Source organism: Demequina sp. NBRC 110057, assembly GCF_002090175.1.
Classification (GTDB): domain Bacteria; phylum Actinomycetota; class Actinomycetes; order Actinomycetales; family Demequinaceae; genus Demequina.
This window is the reverse complement of record NZ_BBRN01000003.1, coordinates 175,337-195,784: the sequence shown is the minus strand read 5'-3', so window position 1 is coordinate 195,784 and position 20,448 is coordinate 175,337. Positions and strand designations below refer to the sequence as shown.

General features: G+C 70.6%; 18 protein-coding genes. 17 read left to right on the top strand and 1 reads right to left on the bottom strand.

From position 1 onward, the window contains the following. The first annotated feature begins 19 nt into the window (after positions 1-19). The 9 genes from B7K26_RS00905 to B7K26_RS00865 all read left to right on the top strand — a co-directional run bounded on the left by B7K26_RS00905 (position 20) and on the right by B7K26_RS00865 (position 11,503). Positions 20-973 carry a phosphatidate cytidylyltransferase gene (locus B7K26_RS00905; protein ID WP_084076812.1) on the top strand — a complete coding sequence of 318 codons (954 nt, stop codon included), beginning with the start codon at positions 20-22 and terminating at the stop codon, positions 971-973. Beyond that, positions 970-2,082 carry a 23S rRNA (adenine(2503)-C(2))-methyltransferase RlmN gene (rlmN, locus tag B7K26_RS00900; RefSeq protein ID WP_084076811.1) on the top strand — a complete coding sequence of 371 codons (1,113 nt, stop codon included), beginning with the start codon at positions 970-972 and terminating at the stop codon, positions 2,080-2,082. The genes B7K26_RS00905 and rlmN overlap by 4 nt, the downstream gene beginning before the upstream one ends. Further along, positions 2,083-2,640: a DivIVA domain-containing protein gene (locus B7K26_RS00895; RefSeq protein ID WP_234998647.1), complete on the top strand. Its 558-nt coding sequence runs from the start codon at positions 2,083-2,085 to the stop codon at positions 2,638-2,640. Next, positions 2,637-3,788, top strand: a complete 1,152-nt coding sequence (gene dxr, locus B7K26_RS00890; RefSeq protein ID WP_084076810.1) for a 1-deoxy-D-xylulose-5-phosphate reductoisomerase — start codon at positions 2,637-2,639, stop codon at positions 3,786-3,788. The genes B7K26_RS00895 and dxr overlap by 4 nt, the downstream gene beginning before the upstream one ends. 15 nt (positions 3,789-3,803) lie before the next feature. Further along, positions 3,804-5,114 (top strand): RIP metalloprotease, encoded by a 1,311-nt coding sequence (locus B7K26_RS00885; protein ID WP_084076809.1) that lies wholly within the window; start codon positions 3,804-3,806, stop codon positions 5,112-5,114. 55 nt (positions 5,115-5,169) lie between these two features. Beyond that, entirely contained in the window at positions 5,170-6,303 is a 1,134-nt protein-coding gene (gene ispG / locus B7K26_RS00880; protein ID WP_084077506.1) for a flavodoxin-dependent (E)-4-hydroxy-3-methylbut-2-enyl-diphosphate synthase, read from the top strand. Further along, complete coding sequence (locus B7K26_RS00875; RefSeq protein ID WP_084076808.1) at positions 6,300-7,223, top strand: GNAT family N-acetyltransferase; 924 nt, start codon at positions 6,300-6,302, stop codon at positions 7,221-7,223. The genes ispG and B7K26_RS00875 overlap by 4 nt, the downstream gene beginning before the upstream one ends. Before the next feature lie 314 nt (positions 7,224-7,537). Continuing rightward, positions 7,538-9,571 (top strand): S-layer homology domain-containing protein, encoded by a 2,034-nt coding sequence (locus B7K26_RS00870; RefSeq protein ID WP_084076807.1) that lies wholly within the window; start codon positions 7,538-7,540, stop codon positions 9,569-9,571. A gap of 138 nt (positions 9,572-9,709) precedes the next feature. Continuing rightward, positions 9,710-11,503 (top strand): proline--tRNA ligase, encoded by a 1,794-nt coding sequence (locus B7K26_RS00865; protein ID WP_084077505.1) that lies wholly within the window; start codon positions 9,710-9,712, stop codon positions 11,501-11,503. Between the two features lie 71 nt (positions 11,504-11,574). Here B7K26_RS00865 and B7K26_RS00860 read toward each other — a convergent pair whose 3' ends face one another. Further along, positions 11,575-12,558 carry a hypothetical protein gene (locus tag B7K26_RS00860; protein WP_084076806.1) on the bottom strand — a complete coding sequence of 328 codons (984 nt, stop codon included), beginning with the start codon at positions 12,556-12,558 and terminating at the stop codon, positions 11,575-11,577. A 91-nt stretch (positions 12,559-12,649) separates the two neighbouring features. On the opposite strand from B7K26_RS00860, the gene rimP reads away from it, so the two are divergent. From rimP to B7K26_RS00820, 8 genes are all read left to right on the top strand, one after another. Then, positions 12,650-13,111 (top strand): ribosome maturation factor RimP, encoded by a 462-nt coding sequence (gene rimP, locus B7K26_RS00855; RefSeq protein WP_084076805.1) that lies wholly within the window; start codon positions 12,650-12,652, stop codon positions 13,109-13,111. An 18-nt stretch (positions 13,112-13,129) separates the two neighbouring features. Continuing rightward, a complete protein-coding gene (gene nusA / locus B7K26_RS00850; RefSeq protein WP_084076804.1) occupies positions 13,130-14,146 on the top strand; it encodes a transcription termination factor NusA in 1,017 nt (338 codons plus the stop codon). A 45-nt stretch (positions 14,147-14,191) separates the two neighbouring features. Beyond that, the gene (locus B7K26_RS00845; RefSeq protein ID WP_084076803.1) at positions 14,192-14,482 is read left to right on the top strand and encodes a YlxR family protein; all 291 of its coding nucleotides are present in this window, start codon (positions 14,192-14,194) and stop codon (positions 14,480-14,482) included. A 116-nt stretch (positions 14,483-14,598) separates the two neighbouring features. Beyond that, positions 14,599-17,298 carry a translation initiation factor IF-2 gene (gene infB, locus B7K26_RS00840; RefSeq protein WP_084076802.1) on the top strand — a complete coding sequence of 900 codons (2,700 nt, stop codon included), beginning with the start codon at positions 14,599-14,601 and terminating at the stop codon, positions 17,296-17,298. Beyond that, positions 17,298-17,738, top strand: coding sequence for a 30S ribosome-binding factor RbfA (gene rbfA / locus B7K26_RS00835; RefSeq protein WP_084076801.1), 441 nt, complete (start codon positions 17,298-17,300; stop codon positions 17,736-17,738). Before infB ends, rbfA begins: the two co-directional genes overlap by 1 nt. Then, complete coding sequence (truB, locus tag B7K26_RS00830; protein WP_084076800.1) at positions 17,722-18,654, top strand: tRNA pseudouridine(55) synthase TruB; 933 nt, start codon at positions 17,722-17,724, stop codon at positions 18,652-18,654. Before rbfA ends, truB begins: the two co-directional genes overlap by 17 nt. An 8-nt stretch (positions 18,655-18,662) precedes the next feature. Then, the gene (locus B7K26_RS00825) at positions 18,663-19,637 is read left to right on the top strand and encodes a bifunctional riboflavin kinase/FAD synthetase (protein WP_084076799.1); all 975 of its coding nucleotides are present in this window, start codon (positions 18,663-18,665) and stop codon (positions 19,635-19,637) included. 40 nt (positions 19,638-19,677) lie between these two features. Beyond that, positions 19,678-20,442, top strand: a complete 765-nt coding sequence (locus B7K26_RS00820; RefSeq protein ID WP_084076798.1) for an amino acid ABC transporter ATP-binding protein — start codon at positions 19,678-19,680, stop codon at positions 20,440-20,442. The last annotated feature ends 6 nt before the right edge of the window (positions 20,443-20,448 follow it).

Below are 20,448 nucleotides of genomic sequence, written 5' to 3'. Positions count from 1 at the left end.
GAGCGGCCCTCGGGTCGACATGAGCATCTTTCGCCGCCGGCCCGCCGCCGCTCCCGCCGCCCCCGTTCAGGGGAGCGGTATCGAGGAGCGTGTGGTGGGGGTGGCCGATGCCCCGCTCGTCTCCGGCGTGGAGGCACCTGTCCCGCAGGTGGCACCCGTGTCGCGTGCGGGCCGCAACATGCCCATCGCGACCGCCGTCGGCGTCGTGATCCTTGTCGCGGCGCTCGTCGTCGCGTGGTGGGACGTCGAGGTCTTCTCGATCCTGCTCATGCTGGTGTGCGTCGCCGCGGTGCTGGAATGGCGCACCGCTCTGCGTCACCATGACCGCCGCCTCGCCATGGTCCCCACGGTGGTGGCGACCCTTGGCATGGGCGTCGCGACGTACTTCGGCGGGGCCGAGGGCCTCGTGGTGGCGCTGATGGTGGCCTGCGGTGGCGTCGTCGCCTGGCGTGTGGGCGACGAACGCATCGAGAACACCATGGCCGATGCGATGGCGTCGGTGCTCACGCTGCTGTGGATCCCGTTCCTGGCAAGCTTCCTGATCCTCATGGAGACCGCCGGCAACGGCTGGACCCGCGTGCTGATCCTTGTCCTCGCCGTCGTCGGCAACGACACCGGCGGGCTGCTGACCGGCATGATGATCGGCAAGCACCCGATGGCCAAGCGCGTCAGCCCCAAGAAGACCTGGGAGGGCTTCGCCGGGGGAGTCGTGCTCGGCACCCTGGCCGCGACCATCGCGGCCTTCGTCCTGTACGACGGCCGCTGGTGGATCGGAACCGCCGCCGGCATCGCCTGCTGTCTTGCCGCCGTCCTCGGCGACCTGGTGGAGTCCGCGCTCAAGCGGGACCTTCAGGTCAAGGACATGTCGAGCCTCATCCCCGGCCACGGTGGGATCCTGGACAGGCTCGACTCCATCCTCGTAGCCGCCCCCGCCGGCTACGTCGTCTTCGCATTCTTCCTGGGGGTGTCATGACCGACCGACCCGTCCTGCAGATGGCCGCACCGCGCCGCGGCAAGCCGCCGCAGCACTTTGCCGACCTGAGCCACGACGAGCGCGCGGCGCTCATGCGCGAGCACGGCCTGCCGTCGTTCCGCGCCAAGCAGCTCGCGAACCACTACTACGCGCACCTGACCGTCGATCCCGACGAGATGACCGACCTTCCCGCCGAGGCGAAGGGTCCTCTGACCGAGGCGGTCTTCCCGCCCCTGATGAAGAAGGTCACGCAGCTCGAGGCCGACGGCGGCGCCACGCTCAAGACGCTGTGGGCGCTGCACGACAACGTCAAGGTCGAGTCGGTGCTCATGAAGTACCCCGAGCGCGCGACCCTGTGCGTCACGAGCCAGGCCGGCTGCGGCATGGCCTGCCCGTTCTGCGCGACGGGCCAGATGGGCCTGACCCGCAACCTGTCCGCGGCGGAGATCATCGAGCAGGTCCGCCTGGCGGCCCGCGCGGCGCGCGACGGCGAGCTCGGGGGAGACCCCGTACGACTGTCCAACGTGGTGTTCATGGGCATGGGCGAGCCCCTGGCCAACTACAAGGCCGTCATCGCCACCGTGCGCGCCCTGGTGGCGCCCGCGCCCGAGGGCTTCGGCCTGTCCACGCGCCACGTCACCGTGTCCACGGTGGGACTCGTGCCGGCGATTGACAAGCTTGCGAAGGAGGGCATCCCCGTGACGCTCGCCCTCAGCCTCCACGCGCCGGACGACGAGCTGCGCAACGAGCTGGTGCCCATCAACACCCGCTGGTCGGTGGACGAGGCGCTCGACGCCGCCCGCCGCTACTTCGACGCCACGGGCCGGCGCGTGTCCATCGAGTACGCGCTCATTCGCGACATGAACGACCACGCCCACCGCGCCGACCTGCTGGGCCGCAAGCTCAAGGCGCGCGGCGACAACTGGGTGCACGTCAACCCCATCCCCCTGAACCCGACCCCGGGCTCCAAGTGGACAGCCTCCGACCCCGCCGTCGAAGAAGAATTCGTCCGCACGCTGCGTGCTCACGGAATTCCGACGACGATCCGGGATACTCGAGGCAGTGATATCGACGGCGCCTGCGGTCAGCTGGCGATCAAGGAGGTATAGGTGGCGGAGCTGCTGTTCCCGAAGGTGGGCGCCACGCGCCTGGGCTACGACCGGGCGGACGTGGACGAGTTCTTCGGGCGCGCGCGCACCGCGTACGAGGAGCCGGGCATCCCCGAGGACTTCGCCCCGTTCGACGTGCGTCGCGCCAGCTTCGACCTCAAGCACGGCGGCTACTCGACAGCGGCCGTCGACGCCGCGCTCGACAGGCTGGAGACGGCCTTCGCGACCCGCATCAGGGAGCGCTACTCCAAGGAGCACGGCCCCGACGCGTGGATGCGCGACCTCGCCGACCGCGCGCAGGCCCTCTACCCGCGCCTGCGTCGCCCCTCCGGCGAGCGCTTCGACCACCCGTCGGGACTGTCCAAGGGCTACGACGCCAAGGACGTGGACGAGATCCTCGACAGGCTCGTCGCGTTCTTCGACCAGGGCTCGCCGCTCAGCGCCGACGAGGTGCGGGGCGTGACCTTCGGCCACCGTCGTGGCAAGAAGGCGTACTCGGAGCGCGTGGTCGACGTGTACCTGGCCCGCTCGGTCGACATCCTGCTCGGCGCCCAGTGACGCGTTCCGTCGCGCTCCTGGGCTCGACAGGCTCGATCGGTACGCAGGCGATCGACGTCATCGGGCGCAACCCCGGTGACTACGACGTGGTCGCCCTCGCCGCAGGCGGCTCCGACCCGGACCTTGTGGTGGAGCAGGCGCGCGCGCTCGCCCCCGCCTTCGTGGCCGTCGCGAACGCCGACGCCGCGGCATCGATCTCCTCGCGCCTTCCCGGGATCGAGGTGGCAGGCGGGGCCGATGCCGTGATCGAGGCCGCGCGGCGCGGCGCCGATGTGGTGCTCAACGGCATCACGGGCTCCGTGGGGCTACGTCCGACCCTGGCGGCGCTCGAGGCAGGCAGCACTCTCGCGCTGGCGAACAAGGAGTCGCTCGTCGCGGGAGGCGCGCTCGTCAAGGCGGCCATGAGGCGCCCCGACCAGATCGTGCCCGTCGACTCCGAGCATTCGGCCCTGGCGCAGTGCCTGCGCGGCGGCACGGCGGGGGAGGTGCGCCGCCTCGTCGTCACTGCCTCCGGGGGAGCCTTCCGCGGTCGCGACCGCGCCTCGCTTGCCGACGTGACGGCGGCCGATGCGCTGCGTCACCCCACGTGGGACATGGGCGCCGTCGTCACCATCAACTCCGCGTCCATGGTGAACAAGGCGCTCGAGGTCATCGAGGCCCACCGGTTGTTCGACATCCCGATGGACCGCATCGACGTCGTGGTCCACGCGCAGTCGATCGTGCACTCGATGGTCGAGTTCGTGGACGGCTCCACGCTCGCCCAGGTGTCTCCGCCCGACATGCGCCTGCCTATCGCGCTCGGCCTTGCCTGGCCGGCGCGGATCGCCGACGCCGCCCCCGCGATGGACTGGACCCAGGCGGGCACCTGGACGTTTGCGCCGCTCGACGAGGACGCGTTCCCCGCGATCCGCGTCGCACGGGCCGCCGTCGCGGCATCGGCCCTGCACCCCGCGGTGTTCAACGCCGCCAACGAGGAGTGCGTCGCGGCCTTCATCGACGGGCGCCTGCCGTTCCTCGGGATCGTCGAGACGGTGCGGCGCGTTGTGGAGGCGTATGAGGCCCCCGGCGAGCTGTCGCTGGAGGCCGTGGACGCGGCCGAGCGATGGGCGCGCGAGAGTGCTCGCGCGAGCATCGCCGGCGCGCGCTGACCCTAGGGTAGGTATATGGCAACCGTCATCGGCGTCGTCGTGCTCATCGTCGGCCTGCTGATCTCCATCGCGCTGCACGAGCTGGGGCACATGATCCCCGCCAAGCGCTTCGGCGTCCGTGTCAGCGAGTACTTCGTGGGCTTCGGCCCCAAGCTGTGGTCCCGCCGCGGCAAGGAGACCGAGTACGGCGTGAAGGCGATCCCGCTCGGCGGCTACGTGCGCCTTGTCGGCATGATTCCGCCTGCGGGGGCCGTCAAGCCCGTGCGCGGTACCGGCTGGGCGTCGCGCCTCATCGAGGAGTCGCGCGAGGCCGCCGTGGAGGAGATTCAGCCCGGCGAGGATCACCGCGCCTTCTACCACCTGACGTGGTGGCGCAAGGTCATCGTGATGATGGGTGGCCCGCTGGTCAACCTCGTGATCGCCGTGGTGCTGTTCACCGGCGTGCTGTCCACCATCGGCACTCCCACGGCGACCCTCACCGTCGACTCCGTGGTGCCGTGTGTGCCCGCCGTCGGGTCCACCGAGTGCACCGCGGACGACCCCGCCTCGCCCGCGGCCGAGGCCGGCCTCGAGGCGGGCGACACCCTGACCGCCGTCGACGGCCAGGAGGTCACCGACTGGGACCAGGCGACCGCGCTCATCGCTGCATCTCCCGGCGAGACCATCGACGTCGACATCGTGCGCGGCGGCGAGCCCATGACCCTCGCCGTCACGCCGGCCGAGCGCGAGCGCGTGGTCACCGACGAGGCGGGCCAGGCCGTCGTGGACGAGGACGGCGGCGCCGTCACCGAGACCGTGGGCTACCTCGGCATGTACTCGGAGGTCGAGGTGCAGCGTCAGCCCCTCACCGCGGGCGCCGAACTGACCTGGGACTACCTCGGCCAGACCGTCCAGGTGGTCGCGACCCTTCCCCAGCAGCTGTGGCACACCGCACGCGCCGCCATGGGCCTCGAGGAACGCGACGCGACGTCCGTCATCGGCGTCGTGGGCGTCGGCCAGGTCGCTGGCGAGATCGCCTCCGCAGACGTCGACGGCTACACCATGACCCAGCGCATCGGCGACATGCTGATGCTGCTCGGGGGACTGAATCTTGCCCTGTTCGTGTTCAACATGATCCCGCTCGTGCCGCTCGACGGGGGCCACGTGGCCTCGGCCCTGTGGCAGGGGATCAAGAACGGCGTGGCGCGTGTGCGCCGGGCGGCGAAGCCCGCCCCGGTGGACGTTGCCCGCATGATGCCGCTCGCGTACGGGATGTTCGCGTTCCTGCTGGTGATGGGCGCGGTGTTGATTTACGCCGACATCGTCGCCCCCGTCACCGTGGCGTGAACCCCCGCACGAGCCGTAAGGAGATAATGAGACTGTGACCACCATCGGACTCGGAATGCCCGCCATGCCCGCCCCCACGATCGCGCCGCGTCGCAAGACTCGCAAGATCAAGGTGGGAGACCTGTACGTGGGTGGTGACGCGCCGGTCTCGGTTCAGTCGATGACGACCACCAAGACGCACGACATCAACGCCACGCTGCAGCAGATCGCCGAGCTCACGGCCGCCGGCTGCGACATCGTCCGCGTGGCGTGCCCCACGCAGGACGACGCCGACGCGCTGCCGGCCATCGCGAAGAAGTCGCAGATCCCCGTGATCGCCGACATCCACTTCCAGCCTAAGTACGTGTTCGCGGCGATCGAGGCTGGCTGCGCCGCCGTCCGCGTCAACCCGGGCAACATCCGTCGCTTCGACGACCAGGTCAAGGAGATCGCCCAGGCGGCGAAGGACCACGGCACGTCGCTGCGCATCGGCGTGAATGCCGGCTCGCTGGACAAGCGCCTGCTCCAGAAGTACGGCAAGGCCACCCCCGAGGCGCTCGTCGAGTCGGCGGTGTGGGAAGCGAGCCTGTTCGAGGAGCACGACTTCCACGACTTCAAGATCTCCGTCAAGCACAACGACCCCGTCGTCATGGTGGAGGCCTACAAGCAGCTGAGCGAGCGCGGCGACTGGCCGCTGCACCTCGGCGTGACCGAGGCTGGCCCCGCGTTCCAGGGCACCATCAAGTCCGCGACGGCGTTCGGAGCGCTGCTCAGCCAGGGCATCGGCGACACCATCCGCGTGTCCCTGTCCGCGCCTCCCGTCGAGGAGGTCAAGGTCGGCATCCAGATCCTGCAGTCGCTCAACCTGCGCCCGCGCAAGCTGGAGATCGTGTCCTGCCCCTCGTGCGGCCGTGCCCAGGTCGACGTCTACGAGCTCGCGGAGAAGGTGACCGCCGGCCTGGAGGGCATGGAGGTGCCGCTGCGCGTGGCCGTCATGGGCTGCGTCGTCAACGGCCCCGGCGAGGCCCGCGAGGCCGACCTCGGCGTCGCCTCCGGCAACGGGAAGGGTCAGATCTTCGTCAAGGGCGAGGTCGTCAAGACCGTCCCCGAGTCGCAGATCGTGGAGACCCTCATCGAGGAGGCCATGCGGATCGCGGAGTCGATGGAGCCCGTCGAGGGAGCCTCGCCGCAGGTGGTCACGGCAGGATGACCGACTCGCTGCTCCGGCGCGCCCAGCACACGCTGGCGCCGGCGCAGCGCCGCGACCTCGCGTCGCTCACGGCCCTCACGGAGGCCGATCCCGTCGCCCACGTCGTGGCACGCATGCACCTCGACACTGCCGCCGCCTCGGGAATCGTCCCCGGGGGCCTGTGGGTCGTGCGTCGCCGCGTGGGCCTCGGCCGCGAGGTGGTCGGCCTCGTGTGGGCGGGCGCGAACCTCACCGTGACGCTCGCCCCCGAGGCCGATCCCGATGCCGCCGACGACCTCAGCGCCGACCTCGCGGCCGCGATGGTGGGCCGCCTCAGCCGGCCCGCCGCGATCGTCGGCGAGGCGGCGCTCACGCTCGACCTGTGGGGGCGCGTGGAGCCCTGGTGGGGTCCCGCTCGGGAGGTGCGCGAGCACCAGGTCTCCATGGTGATCGAGGGGGAGCCCGCGCGGCGCGCGCTCGCCGGTTCAGACGCCCTCGCCCTCGAGGGGGTCAGGCAGGCGACCCTCGAGGACTACGACCTGCTGCTTCCCGCGTGCGTCCACATGTTCATCGGCGAGGTGGGCTACGACCCGATGCGCCACGGCCGCGCCGCCTACGAGGAGCGCCTGCGGTACCTCATCCGCGCGGGCCGCGCGTACCTGCAGATGGGCGTGGTCGACGGCCGGCGCCAGGTCGTCTTCAAGGCCGAGGTCGGCGCGCTGGGCGGCGGGGTGGCCCAGCTGCAGGGCGTGTGGGTGCACCCGTCCGCGCGCGGCCGCGGCCACGCGCAGGCGGGGCTCGCGCGGGTGGTCGATGCGATCCACTCCCACACGGCGCCGACGGTGTCGCTGTATGTGAACGACTTCAATCGCTCCGCCATCTCCGCCTACCGCGCGGTCGGCTTCCGCGAGGTCGGGGCGTTCTCCACGGTGATGTTTTAGGCGCCGGACTGGCGCGCGGCGGGGCCGGGCTCTGACGCTGCACCTTCGCAAAGTTGGGAACATTCGTTTCCCCAGGTGCGGGTCGCATATCGGGCGTTCCGGGACGAACGTCACGAGTCGCCTGTGGGATATCCCACACCGATGTAAGTGAGTCCGAAATGCCCCTCGTGGGCGCCTCGGCATCCCGCTACCGTCTCCCGTGCCAGCGCACGCTTCATGCGCGTCGGAGGGGCCGACGCGCGGCGCTGGCGAAGAGCTGAGGGAAATCAATGTTGATCAGAAATACCCGTGCGCGCAGTGGCGCCATCGCGGGCATGGCGCTCGTCGCGATGGGCGCGAGTCTCGCGACGGCGTCCGCAGCGTCCGCGACCGAGGGTGGCTCGGCCACCGGCGATCCGCGCGTCGACACCGTGTACAACTCGATGCCGGCGGTCGCGCCCGCGTCTCACCCGAGCTTCGGCTTCGCCGCGACCTCGACCCGCGAGATGGGCGACCGCATTACGCTCGCCGGCGAGGCACGTGTCTTGGACTCGCTCACCGTGGGGCTCAACAGCTGGGCCTGCGAGCAGGGCAGCGGAGCCGACTGCGTGACCACTCCTGGGGCAACCTTTGAGGAGCCTGTGACCGTCCACTTCTACGAGGTGGGTGTCGATGGCGCCGTGGGCGAAGAGATCGCTTCGTACGAACAGACCTTCGCGATCCCGTTCCGTCCGTCCGCGGACACGGACGACAACTGTGGCTCCGCGAGCCAGTGGTACGACGCTGACAAGGAGACCTGCCAGAACGGCTTCACCGTCCCCGTCACGTTCGACCTCGCGAACGAGGGGATCCAGGTCCCTTCCGATGTGATCGTGTCCTTCTCGTACCCGACGAGCCGTTTCGGTGAACTGCCGAGCGGTCCGTGGGATTCGCTGAACCTGGACACGGTTCCCGACGCGCCGTCGATCGGTGCCGACGTCGACGCCGACGAGTTGTACGTGGACTCCGACTGGGCGGACATGTACGCCGCTGGCGACGCGAAGGGGACGTTCCACGCGACCGGTGACTACACCGGATACGCGCTCAACATGACGGTCACCGCGCGCCCGGCGACGGCCATCGACGAGGTGACGGCCTACGTGCAGGACTTCGAGTCCGGCACCGACGGCCTGTCAAGCGTCTCGCAGCGCTGGTCCGAGAGCTCTCTTCTCGCGTCGGCGGGGTGCCACTTCGCGACCGCGCCCGAGACCGGTGACGATGCGGATGCCATGGTGTCCACCTATTACGGCGGCAAGTCGACGCTGTTCCCGGAGGACGGCTACACCACGTCCGCCGACTTCTACCTTGACGCCGAAGCGGCCGAGGGCCAGTTCACCTGGTCCCACGCGGTCAACGGAACGGACGGTAAGCACCAGCGTGACTTCGTGTTCGTCGTCGGCGCCGACGGTGCCGGCACATGGACCATCGGCGCGGGCAACAACGTCGGCGGCAAGGGCGCGACGGGCTACGGCGAGGACACCTTGTCTGTCACCGAGTCCGGCTGGTACACCCTCGAGCACACCTTCTACGCTGTGGATGGCCTGCTGTACGCCGACCTCACCGTGCTCGACGCCGCGGGCGATGCGCTCGGTGTGTGGGAGCTCGGCGGCCAGGCCGCGGACCGTGTCCCCGAGATTGTCGGCGGCAGCCGCTATGGCTGGCTCGTGACGAACACCTACGAGGGCCTGCCGATTGACAACGTGGTGCTTGGTGCCGACCGTCCGTCGGACTTCTGCGCGCCGTTCGAGGACGTGACCTCGGACCCGTCGTCCGAGTTCTACACGCCGCACGCAGGGGAGATCGCCTGGATGCAGGCTGAGGGCCTCGCGAAGGGCTGGCCGACGGCAACGGGTGCGGAGTACCGCCCCTGGACCGGCACGACGCGCGACGCCTTCGCGGCGTTCCTGTACCGCCAGGCGGGTTCGCCGGCGATCACGGGCAATGACTGGCCGTTCGTCGACGTCTCGCCCATCGCTGGCAAGCCCGGTGCGACCGCTCACTGGAAGGCCATCGTGTGGATGGGCCAGACCGGGCTGTCGAATGGATGGGCCACGCCGAGTGGCGCCGAGTTCCGCGGCGCGGCGCTCATTCAGCGCGACCAGCTCGCCGCATTCCTGTGGCGCCAGGCAGGCGAGCCCACTCCGGCAGGCACCTCGCCGTTCGTCGACGTCTCGGACTCTCGCGTCTTCGCCCCGGCGATGACGTGGATGTACGAGGCTGGCCTCTCGCAGGGCTGGACCACCTCGGACGGCGTCGAGTACCGCCCCACCACGGCGACGACTCGTGACGCGATGGCGGCGTTCCTCTTCCGCACCGCGCACACGGCCTGACGGCCATCCTCGACGGAAGGCGTCGGTCCCCTCGGGGCCGGCGCCTTCCGCCGTTGAGGGGCGGCGCCGCATGGGCGACGCGGGCGGGGGTGCGCGCATCGCATATGGTCCCCCGATACGCTTAACCCCATGCTTCGCATGTCCTCTCTCTTCCTGCGCACGCTGCGCGAGAACCCCGCCGACGCCGAGGTGGCGTCGCACCAGCTGCTCGTCCGTGCCGGCTACATCCGCCGCGCCGCGCCGGGCATCTACACCTGGCTCCCGCTTGGCCTCAAGGTCCTGGCCAAGGTCGAGCGCATCGTCCGCGAGGAGATGGACGCCGCGGGCGGCCAGGAGGTGCACTTCCCCGCGCTGCTGCCGCGCGAGCCCTACGAGGCGACCGACCGGTGGACCGAGTACGGCCCCAACCTGTTCCGCCTGCAGGACCGCAAGGGCGGCGACTACCTCCTGGCGCCCACGCACGAGGAGATGTTCACGCTCCTCGTGAAGGACCTGTACAGCTCGTACAAGGACCTGCCCCTCACGATTTACCAGATCCAGACCAAGTACCGCGACGAGGCGCGCCCCCGCGCTGGCCTGCTGCGCGGCCGCGAGTTCATCATGAAGGATTCGTACTCGTTCGACGTGGACGACGAGGGCCTGGACGCCTCGTACGCCGCCCAGCGCGCCGCCTACATCCGCATCTTCGAGCGCCTGGGCCTCGAGTACGTCATCGTGCAGGCCCAGTCCGGTGCGATGGGCGGCTCCAAGTCCGAGGAGTTCCTGTCGCCCACCGTCGTGGGTGAGGACACCTTCGTGCGCTCGCCAGGAGGCTACGCCGCGAACGTCGAGGCCGTGACGACCCCCGTGCCCGCGCCCCTGCCGCTGGCCGATGCCCCCGCCGCTCACGTCGAGGACACCCCCGACACTCCCACGATCGACACTCTCGTGGCCGCGGCCAACGCCGCCCACCCGCGTGCCGACCGGACCTGGACGGCCGCCGACACGCTGAAGAATGTGGTGCTCGCCGTGACGAGCCCGGCCGGCGAGCGGTCGCTGCTCGTCGTGGGTATCCCCGGTGACAGGGACGCGGACATGACGCGGCTCGAGGCCGCACTGAGCCCCGCGGACGTCGAGGCCGCCACCGAGGCCGACTTCGCGAAGCACCCCGAGCTGGTCAAGGGCTACATCGGCCCCGGCGCCCTCGGACCGCAGGCGCGCGCCGAGGGCGTGGCCCGCGGCGACGAGGCAGACACGGCGATCCCGTACCTCGTGGATCCCCGCGTCGTCGAGGGAACGCGCTGGATCACCGGCGCCGACCAGGCGGGCAAGCACGTCTTCGAGCTCACCATGGGGCGTGACTTCACTGCCGACGGCGTCATCGAGGCCGCGACGGTGCGCGCCGGCGACGAGGCCCCTGACGGCTCGGGCCCCCTCGAGCTCGCCCGCGGCGTCGAGATCGGCCACATCTTCCAGCTGGGCCGCAAGTACGCCCAGGCGCTCGGCCTCCAGGTGCTCGACGTCAACGGCAAGCAGCAGACCGTCACGATGGGCTCGTACGGCATCGGCGTGACGCGCGCGGTGGCGCTGCTGGCGGAGAACAACCACGACGACCTCGGCCTCGCGTGGCCCATCCAGGTCGCCCCGTTCCACGTGCACGTCGTCGCCACCGGCAAGGACCAGGACGTCTTCGACGCTGCCCAGGGCCTCGCCGAGGGCCTGGAGGCCGCCGGCATCGAGGTGCTCTTCGACGACCGTCCCAAGGTCTCGCCCGGCGTGAAGTTCAAGGACGCCGAGCTGCTGGGAGCGCCGTACATTCTCGTCGCCGGCCGCGGCCTCGCGGACGGCGAGGTGGAGCTGAAGACCCGCGCGACCGGCGCCAGCGAGGCGCTTCCCGTGGCCGATGCCGTGGCCGAGGTCGCGCGTCGCGTGCGCGAGGCACTCGCGGGCTAACCGCAGTCGACGCGTGAGGGCCGCCCCCTGTCAGGGGGCGGCCCTCACGCGCGTGACGACACGGTCGCCGCTCAGGAGGCGTCGACGGTGAGGCCGGGAAGGGCGGGGATCGCCGCGTCGTCGGTGCCGGGCTCGGCATACGCCGCCGCCTGGGCGTACGCGTCGAAGGCGGCCCCGAGCAGCCACGGCAGGTCGGCATCGTCGGCACCGTCCATGAGGGCCGCGTAGGCCCCGCCGAGGTCCGTCTCGGTGCCGCGTGCTGTCGCCGTCCGCGTCGCCGTGTCGGTCACCGTGGCGTTGTCCACCACGTAGACCGCCTGCCTGGCGTCGTCCACGCCCGGCAGGGACGCCAGCGCCTCGGCCCGAGCGCCCTGGATGTCGCGCCTGGCAAGCCACTGCTCGCGCTCGGCATCGGCGGCCTTCGCCGCCATCACCTCGTAGAGGTAGCGCGCCCGGTCGTGCTCGACGACCAACGCGGACAGGGTGGCGCCGTCGAGTGAAGTGTCGCTCGGCGTGACGGCGACGCCGTCGATGGCATCAGTCTCGAGCAGGCGCTCCTCGACCACGGCGGTGTCGGTGTCGAGGAAGGCCTGCTCGGCCCACGTCGCGTACCAGGCGGTCAGCGCGTGCGACAGGCCAGCGGAGGCCAGGAGGAAGGCGAGGCCGTCGTCGGCGGTGGCGAGCGCGTCGGCGAGGTCGCCGTCGCGCGCCGCAGCCACGGCGTCGGCCGCCGAGGGCTCAGGGGCAGGCGTTGCGGTGGGCGTCACGCTCGCGTCGGGGTAGGCGACGTAGACGCCTCCCAGGGCCTCCAGGCGTTCGGGCGCGGCCACCGACTCGTACGCGGCGAGCACCGCGTCGGCACCGTCCTCGCCCGCGTCGTCGACGGCGTCGATCACCGCCTGCTCGCGCTGCGCGGCGTCGTCGCGGGTCACGGTCACGGCGTCGGGGGAGGGCCACACGGGGTCCTCGGTCTCGAGCCGCCACGAGCAGCCTCCCAGGGTGGACGCCGCGACGAGGGCCGCGACCGTGGTTGCTGCCGCCCGAGAGATCCGCATGGCGGTCATCATCCCACGGCGGGCGGCTAGACTATCCGCGACCGAACTTCAGCAACGGAACGCGTGTCGCACGCGTGGGGAAGGCGATGCCATGGACATCACAGACCGGATTGCCGACCTTGCCGGACCGGCCGCCAAGGCGGCCGGTCTCGAGCTCGACGCGGTGACGGTGTCGCCGGCGGGCAAGCGTTCGCGCGTGACCGTGACGGTGGATCTGCCCGAGACCGAGGTCGGGTCGGCCGACCTTGACAAGGTCGCCGAGGCCTCGCGCGGCATCGGCGCCGCCCTCGACGAGGCCAACGTGCCGTCGACGCCGTACGTCCTCGAGGTGTCCACGCCTGGCACCGACCGCCCCCTCACGGAGCGCCGCCACTTCCTGCGCGCCCGCACCCGCCTCGTCGAGCTCACGCTCGCCGGCGCCGCGGTGACCGGCCGCCTCACCGACGTCGACGGGGACACCCTCGTGCTCGACGTCGACGGCGAGCGCCGCGAGGTGGCCATCGCCGATGTCGACGCCGCGAGCGTGGTCGTCGAGCTGAAGCGTCTCGACTGACCTGTCCCAGGAGGAACCATGGACATTGACATGCTGGCCCTGAGGGGCCTCGAACGCGAGAAGGAGATCTCGCTCGACGTCCTCGTGGACGCGATCGAGCAGGCGCTCCTGTCCGCGTACCACAAGACCCCCGGCGCGTACCGTCACGCCCGCGCTCACGTGGACCGCGCGAGCGGCCGCGTGGCGATCTTCGCGCGCGAGGACGTCGACCCCGAGTCCGACGAGCTGCTCGAGGACCAGCCCGAGTTCGAGGACACCCCCAAGGACTTCGGCCGCATCGCGACGGCCACCGCGCGTCAGATCATCGTGCAGCGCATGCGCCAGGTGGGCGACGATGCGGTGCTCGGCTCCTACGCCGACCGCGCGGGCCACCTCGTGTCCGGCATCATCCAGCAGGCGGCCGACCCGCGCCAGGTGCACGTCGACATCGGCGATGTCGAGGCGATCCTGCCGCAGCACGAGCAGGTGCCCACCGAGACCTACACGCACGGCGAGCGCCTGCGCGGGTACGTCCTCGACGTCTCGCGCGGCAATAAGGGCCCGTCCATCACGATCTCGCGCACGCACCCCAACCTGGTGCGTCGCCTGTTCGAGATGGAGGTCCCGGAGATCGCCGACGGCACCGTCGAGATCATGTCGCTCGCGCGCGAGGCCGGCCACCGCACCAAGATGGCCGTCCGCGCCACCGTCGCGGGAGTGAACGCCAAGGGCGCCTGCATCGGCCCCATGGGCGCCCGCGTGCGCGCCGTCATGAGCGAACTGCACGGCGAGAAGATCGACATCGTCGACTGGGACGAGGACCCCGCCACGTTCGTGGGTAACGCCCTCAGCCCGTCGCGCGTCGTCTCCGTCACCGTGGTCGACGAGGAGGCGAGGGCCGCCCGCGTGGTCGTTCCCGACTTCCACCTGTCGCTCGCCATCGGCAAGGAGGGGCAGAACGCCCGCCTTGCCGCCCGCCTCACCGGATGGCGCATCGACATCCGTTCCGACGAGGCCCCCGACACCCCCGCGGCGCGGCGCGCCGCGGAGGCGTGACCCGGCCCGTCGCGAGGCGCGCTAGACTGTCAAGGCCGAGAAGACATGTCCGGTGACCTCCCCTCGCCCGCGCCAGGCTCACACGAGCCGGTGCGGACGTGTGTCGGATGCCGAGGCAAGGATTCCCGGCCGGCCCTGATGCGGCTGGTCCTCGAGGGCGATCGCGTGATCGTCGACGAGGCCGCCACCAGGCCGGGAAGGGGAGCGTGGCTGCATCCCAACCCGGACTGCCTGGCACTCGCGATTCGTCGCAAGGCCTTCGGGCGAGCACTGCGCTCGCCTGGGGCCGATGCGTCCGTAGTCGCGGTGCCGGACCGCGTCGAGGCCGTCGACTAGCCCACCATTGAAGACAAGGGATGAAAACCCATGGTCGTCCGATGAGCACCTCGAGATGAGCACCCGCACGTAACGATGGTTCGACCCTGCCTCGGTCGGACCGAGACAGGAGAATTGTGGCTAAGCCCCGCGTTCACGAGATCGCGAAGGAGCTCGGAGTACCGAGCAAGGAACTGATTGCCAAGCTCAACGAGCTCGGCGAATACGTCAAGGGTCCGTCGTCGACCCTTGAGGCACCCGTCATCCGCAAGGCCCGCGAGGCCTTCCCCGGTGGCGGCGCCAAGGAGTCGAAGGAGCAGGCGAAGCCCGCCGCCTCGGCCCCCAAGAAGGCAGCCCCCAAGCCTGGCCCGAAGCCCGGCCCCAAGCCGGCCGCCGAGCCCGAGCCCGCCCCCGTCGCCGAGGCCCCTGCCGCGGCGAAGCCCGCGGCACCCAAGCCGGCGGCCGAGGCTCCGGCCCCCAAGCCCGCCGACGCCTCCGCCGAGGCCAAGCCTGCGTCGCCCTCGCCGGCGGACATGCCGAAGCCGCGCCCGCGCCCCGGTGGCAACAACCCGTTCTCGGACCGCACCGCCGGCCCGCGTCCCCGCCCGCGTCCGGGCGGTAACAACCCGTTCCAGACCAACCGTCCCGGGCCTCGCCCCGGCGGTGCCGGTCGCCCCGGAGCCCCCGGTGCCGGTGGCGCCGCTGGTGCCCCCGGTCGCGGCCCGCGTCCCACGCCCGGCCAGATGCCCCAGCGTGCGCCCAGCGGCCTCGGCCGCCCCGGCGCCCCTGCGGGTGGTCGCGGCGGTCGCCCCGGTGCTCCCGGTGGCGGCCCCGGTGGCGCCCGTCCCGGTTTCGGCGGCGGTCCCGGCGGTCGTCCCGGCCCCGGTGGCCGTGGCCGCGGAGGCACCGCTGGTGCCTTCGGTCGCCAGGGTGGCAAGCCCGCGCGCTCGCGTAAGTCGAAGCGTGCCAAGCGGGCAGAGTACGAGCAGCAGCAGGCTCCCGCCATCGGCGGCGTCAACATTCCCCGTGGCGATGGCCAGTCGGTCATCCGCCTGCGTCGCGGCGCGACGCTGACGGACTTCGCCGAGCGGATTGACGTCAACCCCGCCTCGCTCGTCACCGTCCTGTTCCACCTGGGCGAGATGGCGACTGCCACGCAGTCGCTCGACGAGGGCACGTTCGAGGCCCTCGGCGTCGAGCTGGGCTACAAGATCCAGATCGTGTCGCCCGAGGAGGAGGACCGCGAGCTGCTCGAGGACTTCGGCCTCGACCTCGAGGCCGAGCTCGCCGCGGAGACCGACGAGGAGCTCGAGGCTCGCCCGCCGGTCGTCACCGTCATGGGTCACGTCGACCACGGTAAGACGCGCCTGCTTGACGCCATCCGTCACGCCGACGTCATCTCCGGCGAGGCTGGCGGCATCACCCAGCACATCGGTGCGTACCAGGTGCACCACACCCACGAGGGTGTGGACCGTGCCATCACGTTCATCGATACCCCGGGTCACGAGGCGTTCACCGCCATGCGTGCCCGTGGTGCCGAGGTCACCGACATCGCGATCCTCGTGGTCGCGGCCGATGACGGCGTGATGCCCCAGACCATCGAGGCCCTCAACCACGCGCAGGCCGCCAACGTGCCGATCGTGGTCGCGATCAACAAGATCGATAAGGAAGGCGCGAACCCGGACAAGATCCGTCAGCAGCTCACCGAGTACAACCTTGTCTCGGAGGAGTGGGGCGGCGACACGATGTTCGTCGAGGTCTCGGCTCGCGACAACCTGCACATCGACAAGCTGCTCGAGGCTGTCCTGCTCACCGCGGACGCCGGCCTCGACCTGCGCGCGAACCCCAACAAGGACGCGCGTGGTGTGGCCGTCGAGGCTCACCTCGACAAGGGCCGCGGTGCCGTCGCGACCGTGCTGGTCAACTCGGGAACCCTGCGTGTGGGTGACTCGATCGTCGCCGGTACGGCCCACGGCCGTGTGCGTGCGATGTTCGACGAGCACGACAACCAGGTCCAGGAGGCCACCCCCGCACGTCCCGTGCTGGTCATCGGCCTCACGTCGGTGCCCGGCGCCGGCGACACCTTCCTGGTGGCGGAGGACGACCGCACGGCTCGTCAGATCGCGGAGAAGCGCGAGGCAGCGGCCCGTGCGGCTCAGCTGGCCAAGCGTCGCAAGCGCATCTCGCTCGAGGACCTCAACAAGGCCCTCGAGGAGGGCAAGATCGACACCCTCAACCTCATCATCAAGGGTGATGTGTCGGGTGCCGTCGAGGCCCTCGAGGACGCGCTGCTCCAGATCGACGTGGGCGACGAGGTCGACCTGCGCATCATCCACCGCGGTGTCGGTGCGGTGACGCAGAACGACGTCAACCTCGCGACGGTCGACAACGCGATCATCCTGGGCTTCAACGTCCGTCCGGCCGAGCGGGTCCAGGACCTTGCCGACCGCGAGGGCGTCGACATGCGCTTCTACTCGGTCATCTACCGTGCCATCGAGGACGTCGAGGCGTCGCTCAAGGGCATGCTCAAGCCCGAGTTCGAGGAGAAGCAGGTCGGCTCGGCGGAGATCCAGGAGATCTTCCGCTCGTCGAAGTTCGGCAACATCGCCGGATGTCTGGTGCGCAACGGCAAGATCGTCCGCAACGCCAAGGCACGCGTGGTCCGCGAGGGCGTCGTCATCGGCGAGCCCACGATCGACACCCTGCGTCGCTTCAAGGATGACGCCACCGAGGTCCGCGAGGGCTTCGAGTGCGGTATCGGCCTGGGCAAGTTCAACGACATCCAGGTCGGTGACATCATCGAGACGTTCGAGATGGTCGAGATCCCGAGGTCGTAATGGTCGACAACGCACGTGCGATGAGGGTCGCGGGCACCATCAAGAAGGTGGTGGCCCGCGCCCTCGAGACCGAGATCAAGGACCCCCGGCTGGGGTTCGTCACCGTGACCGATGTACGCGTCACCGGCGACCTCCAGCAGGCGTCCGTGTTCTACACGGTGTACGGCGGGGAGGAGGAGCGTGCGGCCACGGCCGCCGCCCTCGCCTCGGCGAAGGGCCGGCTGCGCACCCTCGTGGGGCGCGAGCTGTCCATTCGTCTCACGCCGTCGCTCGAGTTCCACCTCGATGCGGTGCCGGAGACGGCGGCGACGCTGGACAAGGCGCTGCACGAGGCTCACCAGCGTGACGAGGAGCTGCGCCGCCTGCGCGAGAGCGCCTCGTACGCCGGCGACGAGGACCCGTACCGTCGCAAGGCCGACGAGGATGGCGACGAAGCGTAAGGATGATCCGGCCCCCGGGCTTGTCCTCGTGGACAAGCCCGCGGGCTGGACGTCCCACGACGTCGTCGGCCGCATGCGCCGGCTCGCCGGCACCCGCAAGGTGGGCCACGCCGGCACGCTCGACCCGATGGCTACCGGCCTGCTCGTGATCGGCGTCGGCAAGGCCACCAAGCTGCTGACGTACGTCGTGGGTCACGACAAGGTCTACGAGGCCACCATCCGGCTCGGCCAGTCCACGGTGACGGACGATGCCGAGGGTGACGTCACGGCATCGGCCGATGCCTCCGCTGTCACCGCGGACCAGGTTGCCGAGGCGGTGGCGGCCCTCACGGGCGACATCCAGCAGGTCCCCAGCGCTGTCAGCGCCATCAAGATCGACGGCCAGCGCGCCTACAAGCGGGTGCGCGACGGCGAGGACGTGCAGCTTCCCGCCCGGCCCGTCACGGTGCACGAGTTCGCGATCCTCGGCGCCCGCCGCGAGGGCGACATGCTCGACCTCGACGTACGCGTCGACGTCTCTTCCGGCACCTACGTGCGCGCGCTCGCGCGCGACCTCGGCGCCGCGCTCGGCGTGGGCGGCCACCTCACGGCGCTCAGGCGCACGAGCGTGGGCGACCTCGAGGTGAAGGACGCCGCGACGCTCGACGAGCTCGGCGCCATCGTCGAGGCCGGGGGAGAGGTGCCCCGCCTCGCGCTGGGCTCCGCGGCCGCCGACATCCTGCCGGTGAGGGCGCTGACCGAGCGCGAGGTCGCCACCCTCGGCTTTGGCCAGTGGCTCGAGGCGGACCCGACCCTGGCGTACGAGGGCCCCATGGCGGCGCTTGACGGCGACGGTGACCTCATCGCGATCGTCAGCCCCCAGGGCGGCAAGCTGAAGCCGGAGATCGTCTTCCGCACCTCCACGCCTCAGGCATGATGGGCGCCATGCAGATCTGGCGCTCGCTGGCGGAGGTTCCCTCGGACCTGGGCCCCACCGCCGTCACCATTGGCAACTTCGACGGGGTGCACCGTGGCCACCAGGCGGTGCTCACCCGCATGGTGGAGGACGCGCGTGCGCGCGGCCAGCGCGCCGTCGCGATGACGTTCGACCCACACCCCAAGGCGGTCCACGATCCCGCCCACCCGCCGGAGCTCATCACGGGACTCGAGGACAAGCTCGACCGGCTTGCCGCGACAGGCCTCGACGGCGTGCTCGTCCTGGACTACACGCTGGAGTTCGCGCAGCAGACCCCTCAGCAGTTCGTCCGCACCTGGCTCGTCGACGGCCTGGGCGCCACGACCGTGGTGGTGGGCCGCGACACCAAGTTTGGGCGCGGCAACGCGGGCGACGTCGAGACGATGCGGGCGCTCGGCGCGGCGATGGGCTTCGAGCTCGACGTCATCGACGATGCCTGCGCGATCTCCGAGTCCGGCAGGCGATGGTCGTCCACGTGGGTGCGCGAGCTTCTCGAGGACGGGCGCATGGTCGACGCCGCGGGGGTGCTGGGACGGCCGCACCGGCTGCGCGGCACCGTGGTGCACGGCGACAAGCTGGGCCGCGAGATCGGCTTCCCCACCGCGAACCTCGAGGTGACGGGCGGCATGATCCCTCGCCACGGCGTGTTCGCCGCGTGGATGACGGTGCTGAACGCACGCGACAACGCGGCCGCCGCGGGAGTGGTGGGCGAGCCCATGGCCACCGCCGTGAGCCTGGGCTACAACTACACCGTCGGGTCGGACGGGCTGCGGGTCGAGGGCTACGCGATCGACCGCTCGGGCCTCGACCTGTACGGCGCCGAGGTGGCGCTCGACCTGGTGCAGTGGCGCCGCCCGATGCTCGACTTCGGTTCCGTGGAGGCGCTCATCGACGCGCTCCACGGGGACGTCGCGTGGTGCCGCGACGTGTTACAACTCGATTAAAACCAGGCGCTTCGCGTCGATCACGGGCTATGGTCGGTGAATGGATGGAAGCCCAGACGCGGCCGCTGGCGGCCCGCTCGTGGTCCTCGACCACGTCAACAAGCACTTCGGTGAGCTGCACGTCCTCAACGACATCAACCTCACCGTCGACCGCGGCGAGGTCGTGATCGTCATCGGGCCGTCAGGCTCCGGTAAGTCGACGCTGTGCCGCTCGATCAACCGTCTCGAGACCATCGACGACGGCACCATCACCATCGACGGCGAGACCCTTCCCGAGGAGGGCAGGCCGCTCGCCCGACTGCGCGCCGATGTCGGCATGGTGTTCCAGTCGTTCAACCTCTTCGCGCACAAGACGATCCTCGAGAACGTCACGCTCGGCCCCATCAAGGTGCGCGGCATGCCCAAGGCGAAGGCGCGCGAGGAGGCGATGGCCCTGCTCGAACGGGTCGGCGTCGCGAACCAGGCGCAGAAGTACCCGGCTCAGCTCTCCGGCGGCCAGCAGCAGCGTGTCGCCATCGCGCGGTCCCTCGCGATGCACCCCAAGGTCATGCTCTTCGACGAGCCCACCTCGGCGCTCGACCCCGAGATGATCAACGAGGTCCTCGACGTCATGGCCGACCTCGCGAAGGAGGGAATGACGATGATCGTCGTCACCCACGAGATGGGCTTCGCGCGTAAGGCGGCCAACCGGGTGGTGTTCATGGCCGACGGCAAGGTCGTCGAGCAGGCCACCCCGGAGGAGTTCTTCACGAATCCGCAGTCGGACCGTGCCAAGGACTTCCTGTCCAAGATCTTGACGCACTAGCGGCGT

Coding starts and splice junctions, on each gene's coding strand:
- ispG (WP_084077506.1), top strand. CDS start 5,170: ATGCCCGCCATGCCCGCCCCCACGATCGCGCCGCGTCGCAAGACTCGC.
- nusA (WP_084076804.1), top strand. CDS start 13,130: ATGGACATTGACATGCTGGCCCTGAGGGGCCTCGAACGCGAGAAGGAG.
- B7K26_RS00885 (WP_084076809.1), top strand. CDS start 3,804: ATGGCAACCGTCATCGGCGTCGTCGTGCTCATCGTCGGCCTGCTGATC.
- B7K26_RS00875 (WP_084076808.1), top strand. CDS start 6,300: ATGACCGACTCGCTGCTCCGGCGCGCCCAGCACACGCTGGCGCCGGCG.
- B7K26_RS00820 (WP_084076798.1), top strand. CDS start 19,678: ATGGATGGAAGCCCAGACGCGGCCGCTGGCGGCCCGCTCGTGGTCCTC.
- rimP (WP_084076805.1), top strand. CDS start 12,650: ATGGACATCACAGACCGGATTGCCGACCTTGCCGGACCGGCCGCCAAG.
- B7K26_RS00870 (WP_084076807.1), top strand. CDS start 7,538: ATGGCGCTCGTCGCGATGGGCGCGAGTCTCGCGACGGCGTCCGCAGCG.
- rlmN (WP_084076811.1), top strand. CDS start 970: ATGACCGACCGACCCGTCCTGCAGATGGCCGCACCGCGCCGCGGCAAG.
- truB (WP_084076800.1), top strand. CDS start 17,722: ATGGCGACGAAGCGTAAGGATGATCCGGCCCCCGGGCTTGTCCTCGTG.
- B7K26_RS00905 (WP_084076812.1), top strand. CDS start 20: ATGAGCATCTTTCGCCGCCGGCCCGCCGCCGCTCCCGCCGCCCCCGTT.
- B7K26_RS00865 (WP_084077505.1), top strand. CDS start 9,710: ATGTCCTCTCTCTTCCTGCGCACGCTGCGCGAGAACCCCGCCGACGCC.
- rbfA (WP_084076801.1), top strand. CDS start 17,298: ATGGTCGACAACGCACGTGCGATGAGGGTCGCGGGCACCATCAAGAAG.
- B7K26_RS00860 (WP_084076806.1), bottom strand. CDS start 12,558: ATGCGGATCTCTCGGGCGGCAGCAACCACGGTCGCGGCCCTCGTCGCG.
- B7K26_RS00825 (WP_084076799.1), top strand. CDS start 18,663: ATGCAGATCTGGCGCTCGCTGGCGGAGGTTCCCTCGGACCTGGGCCCC.
- B7K26_RS00845 (WP_084076803.1), top strand. CDS start 14,192: ATGTCCGGTGACCTCCCCTCGCCCGCGCCAGGCTCACACGAGCCGGTG.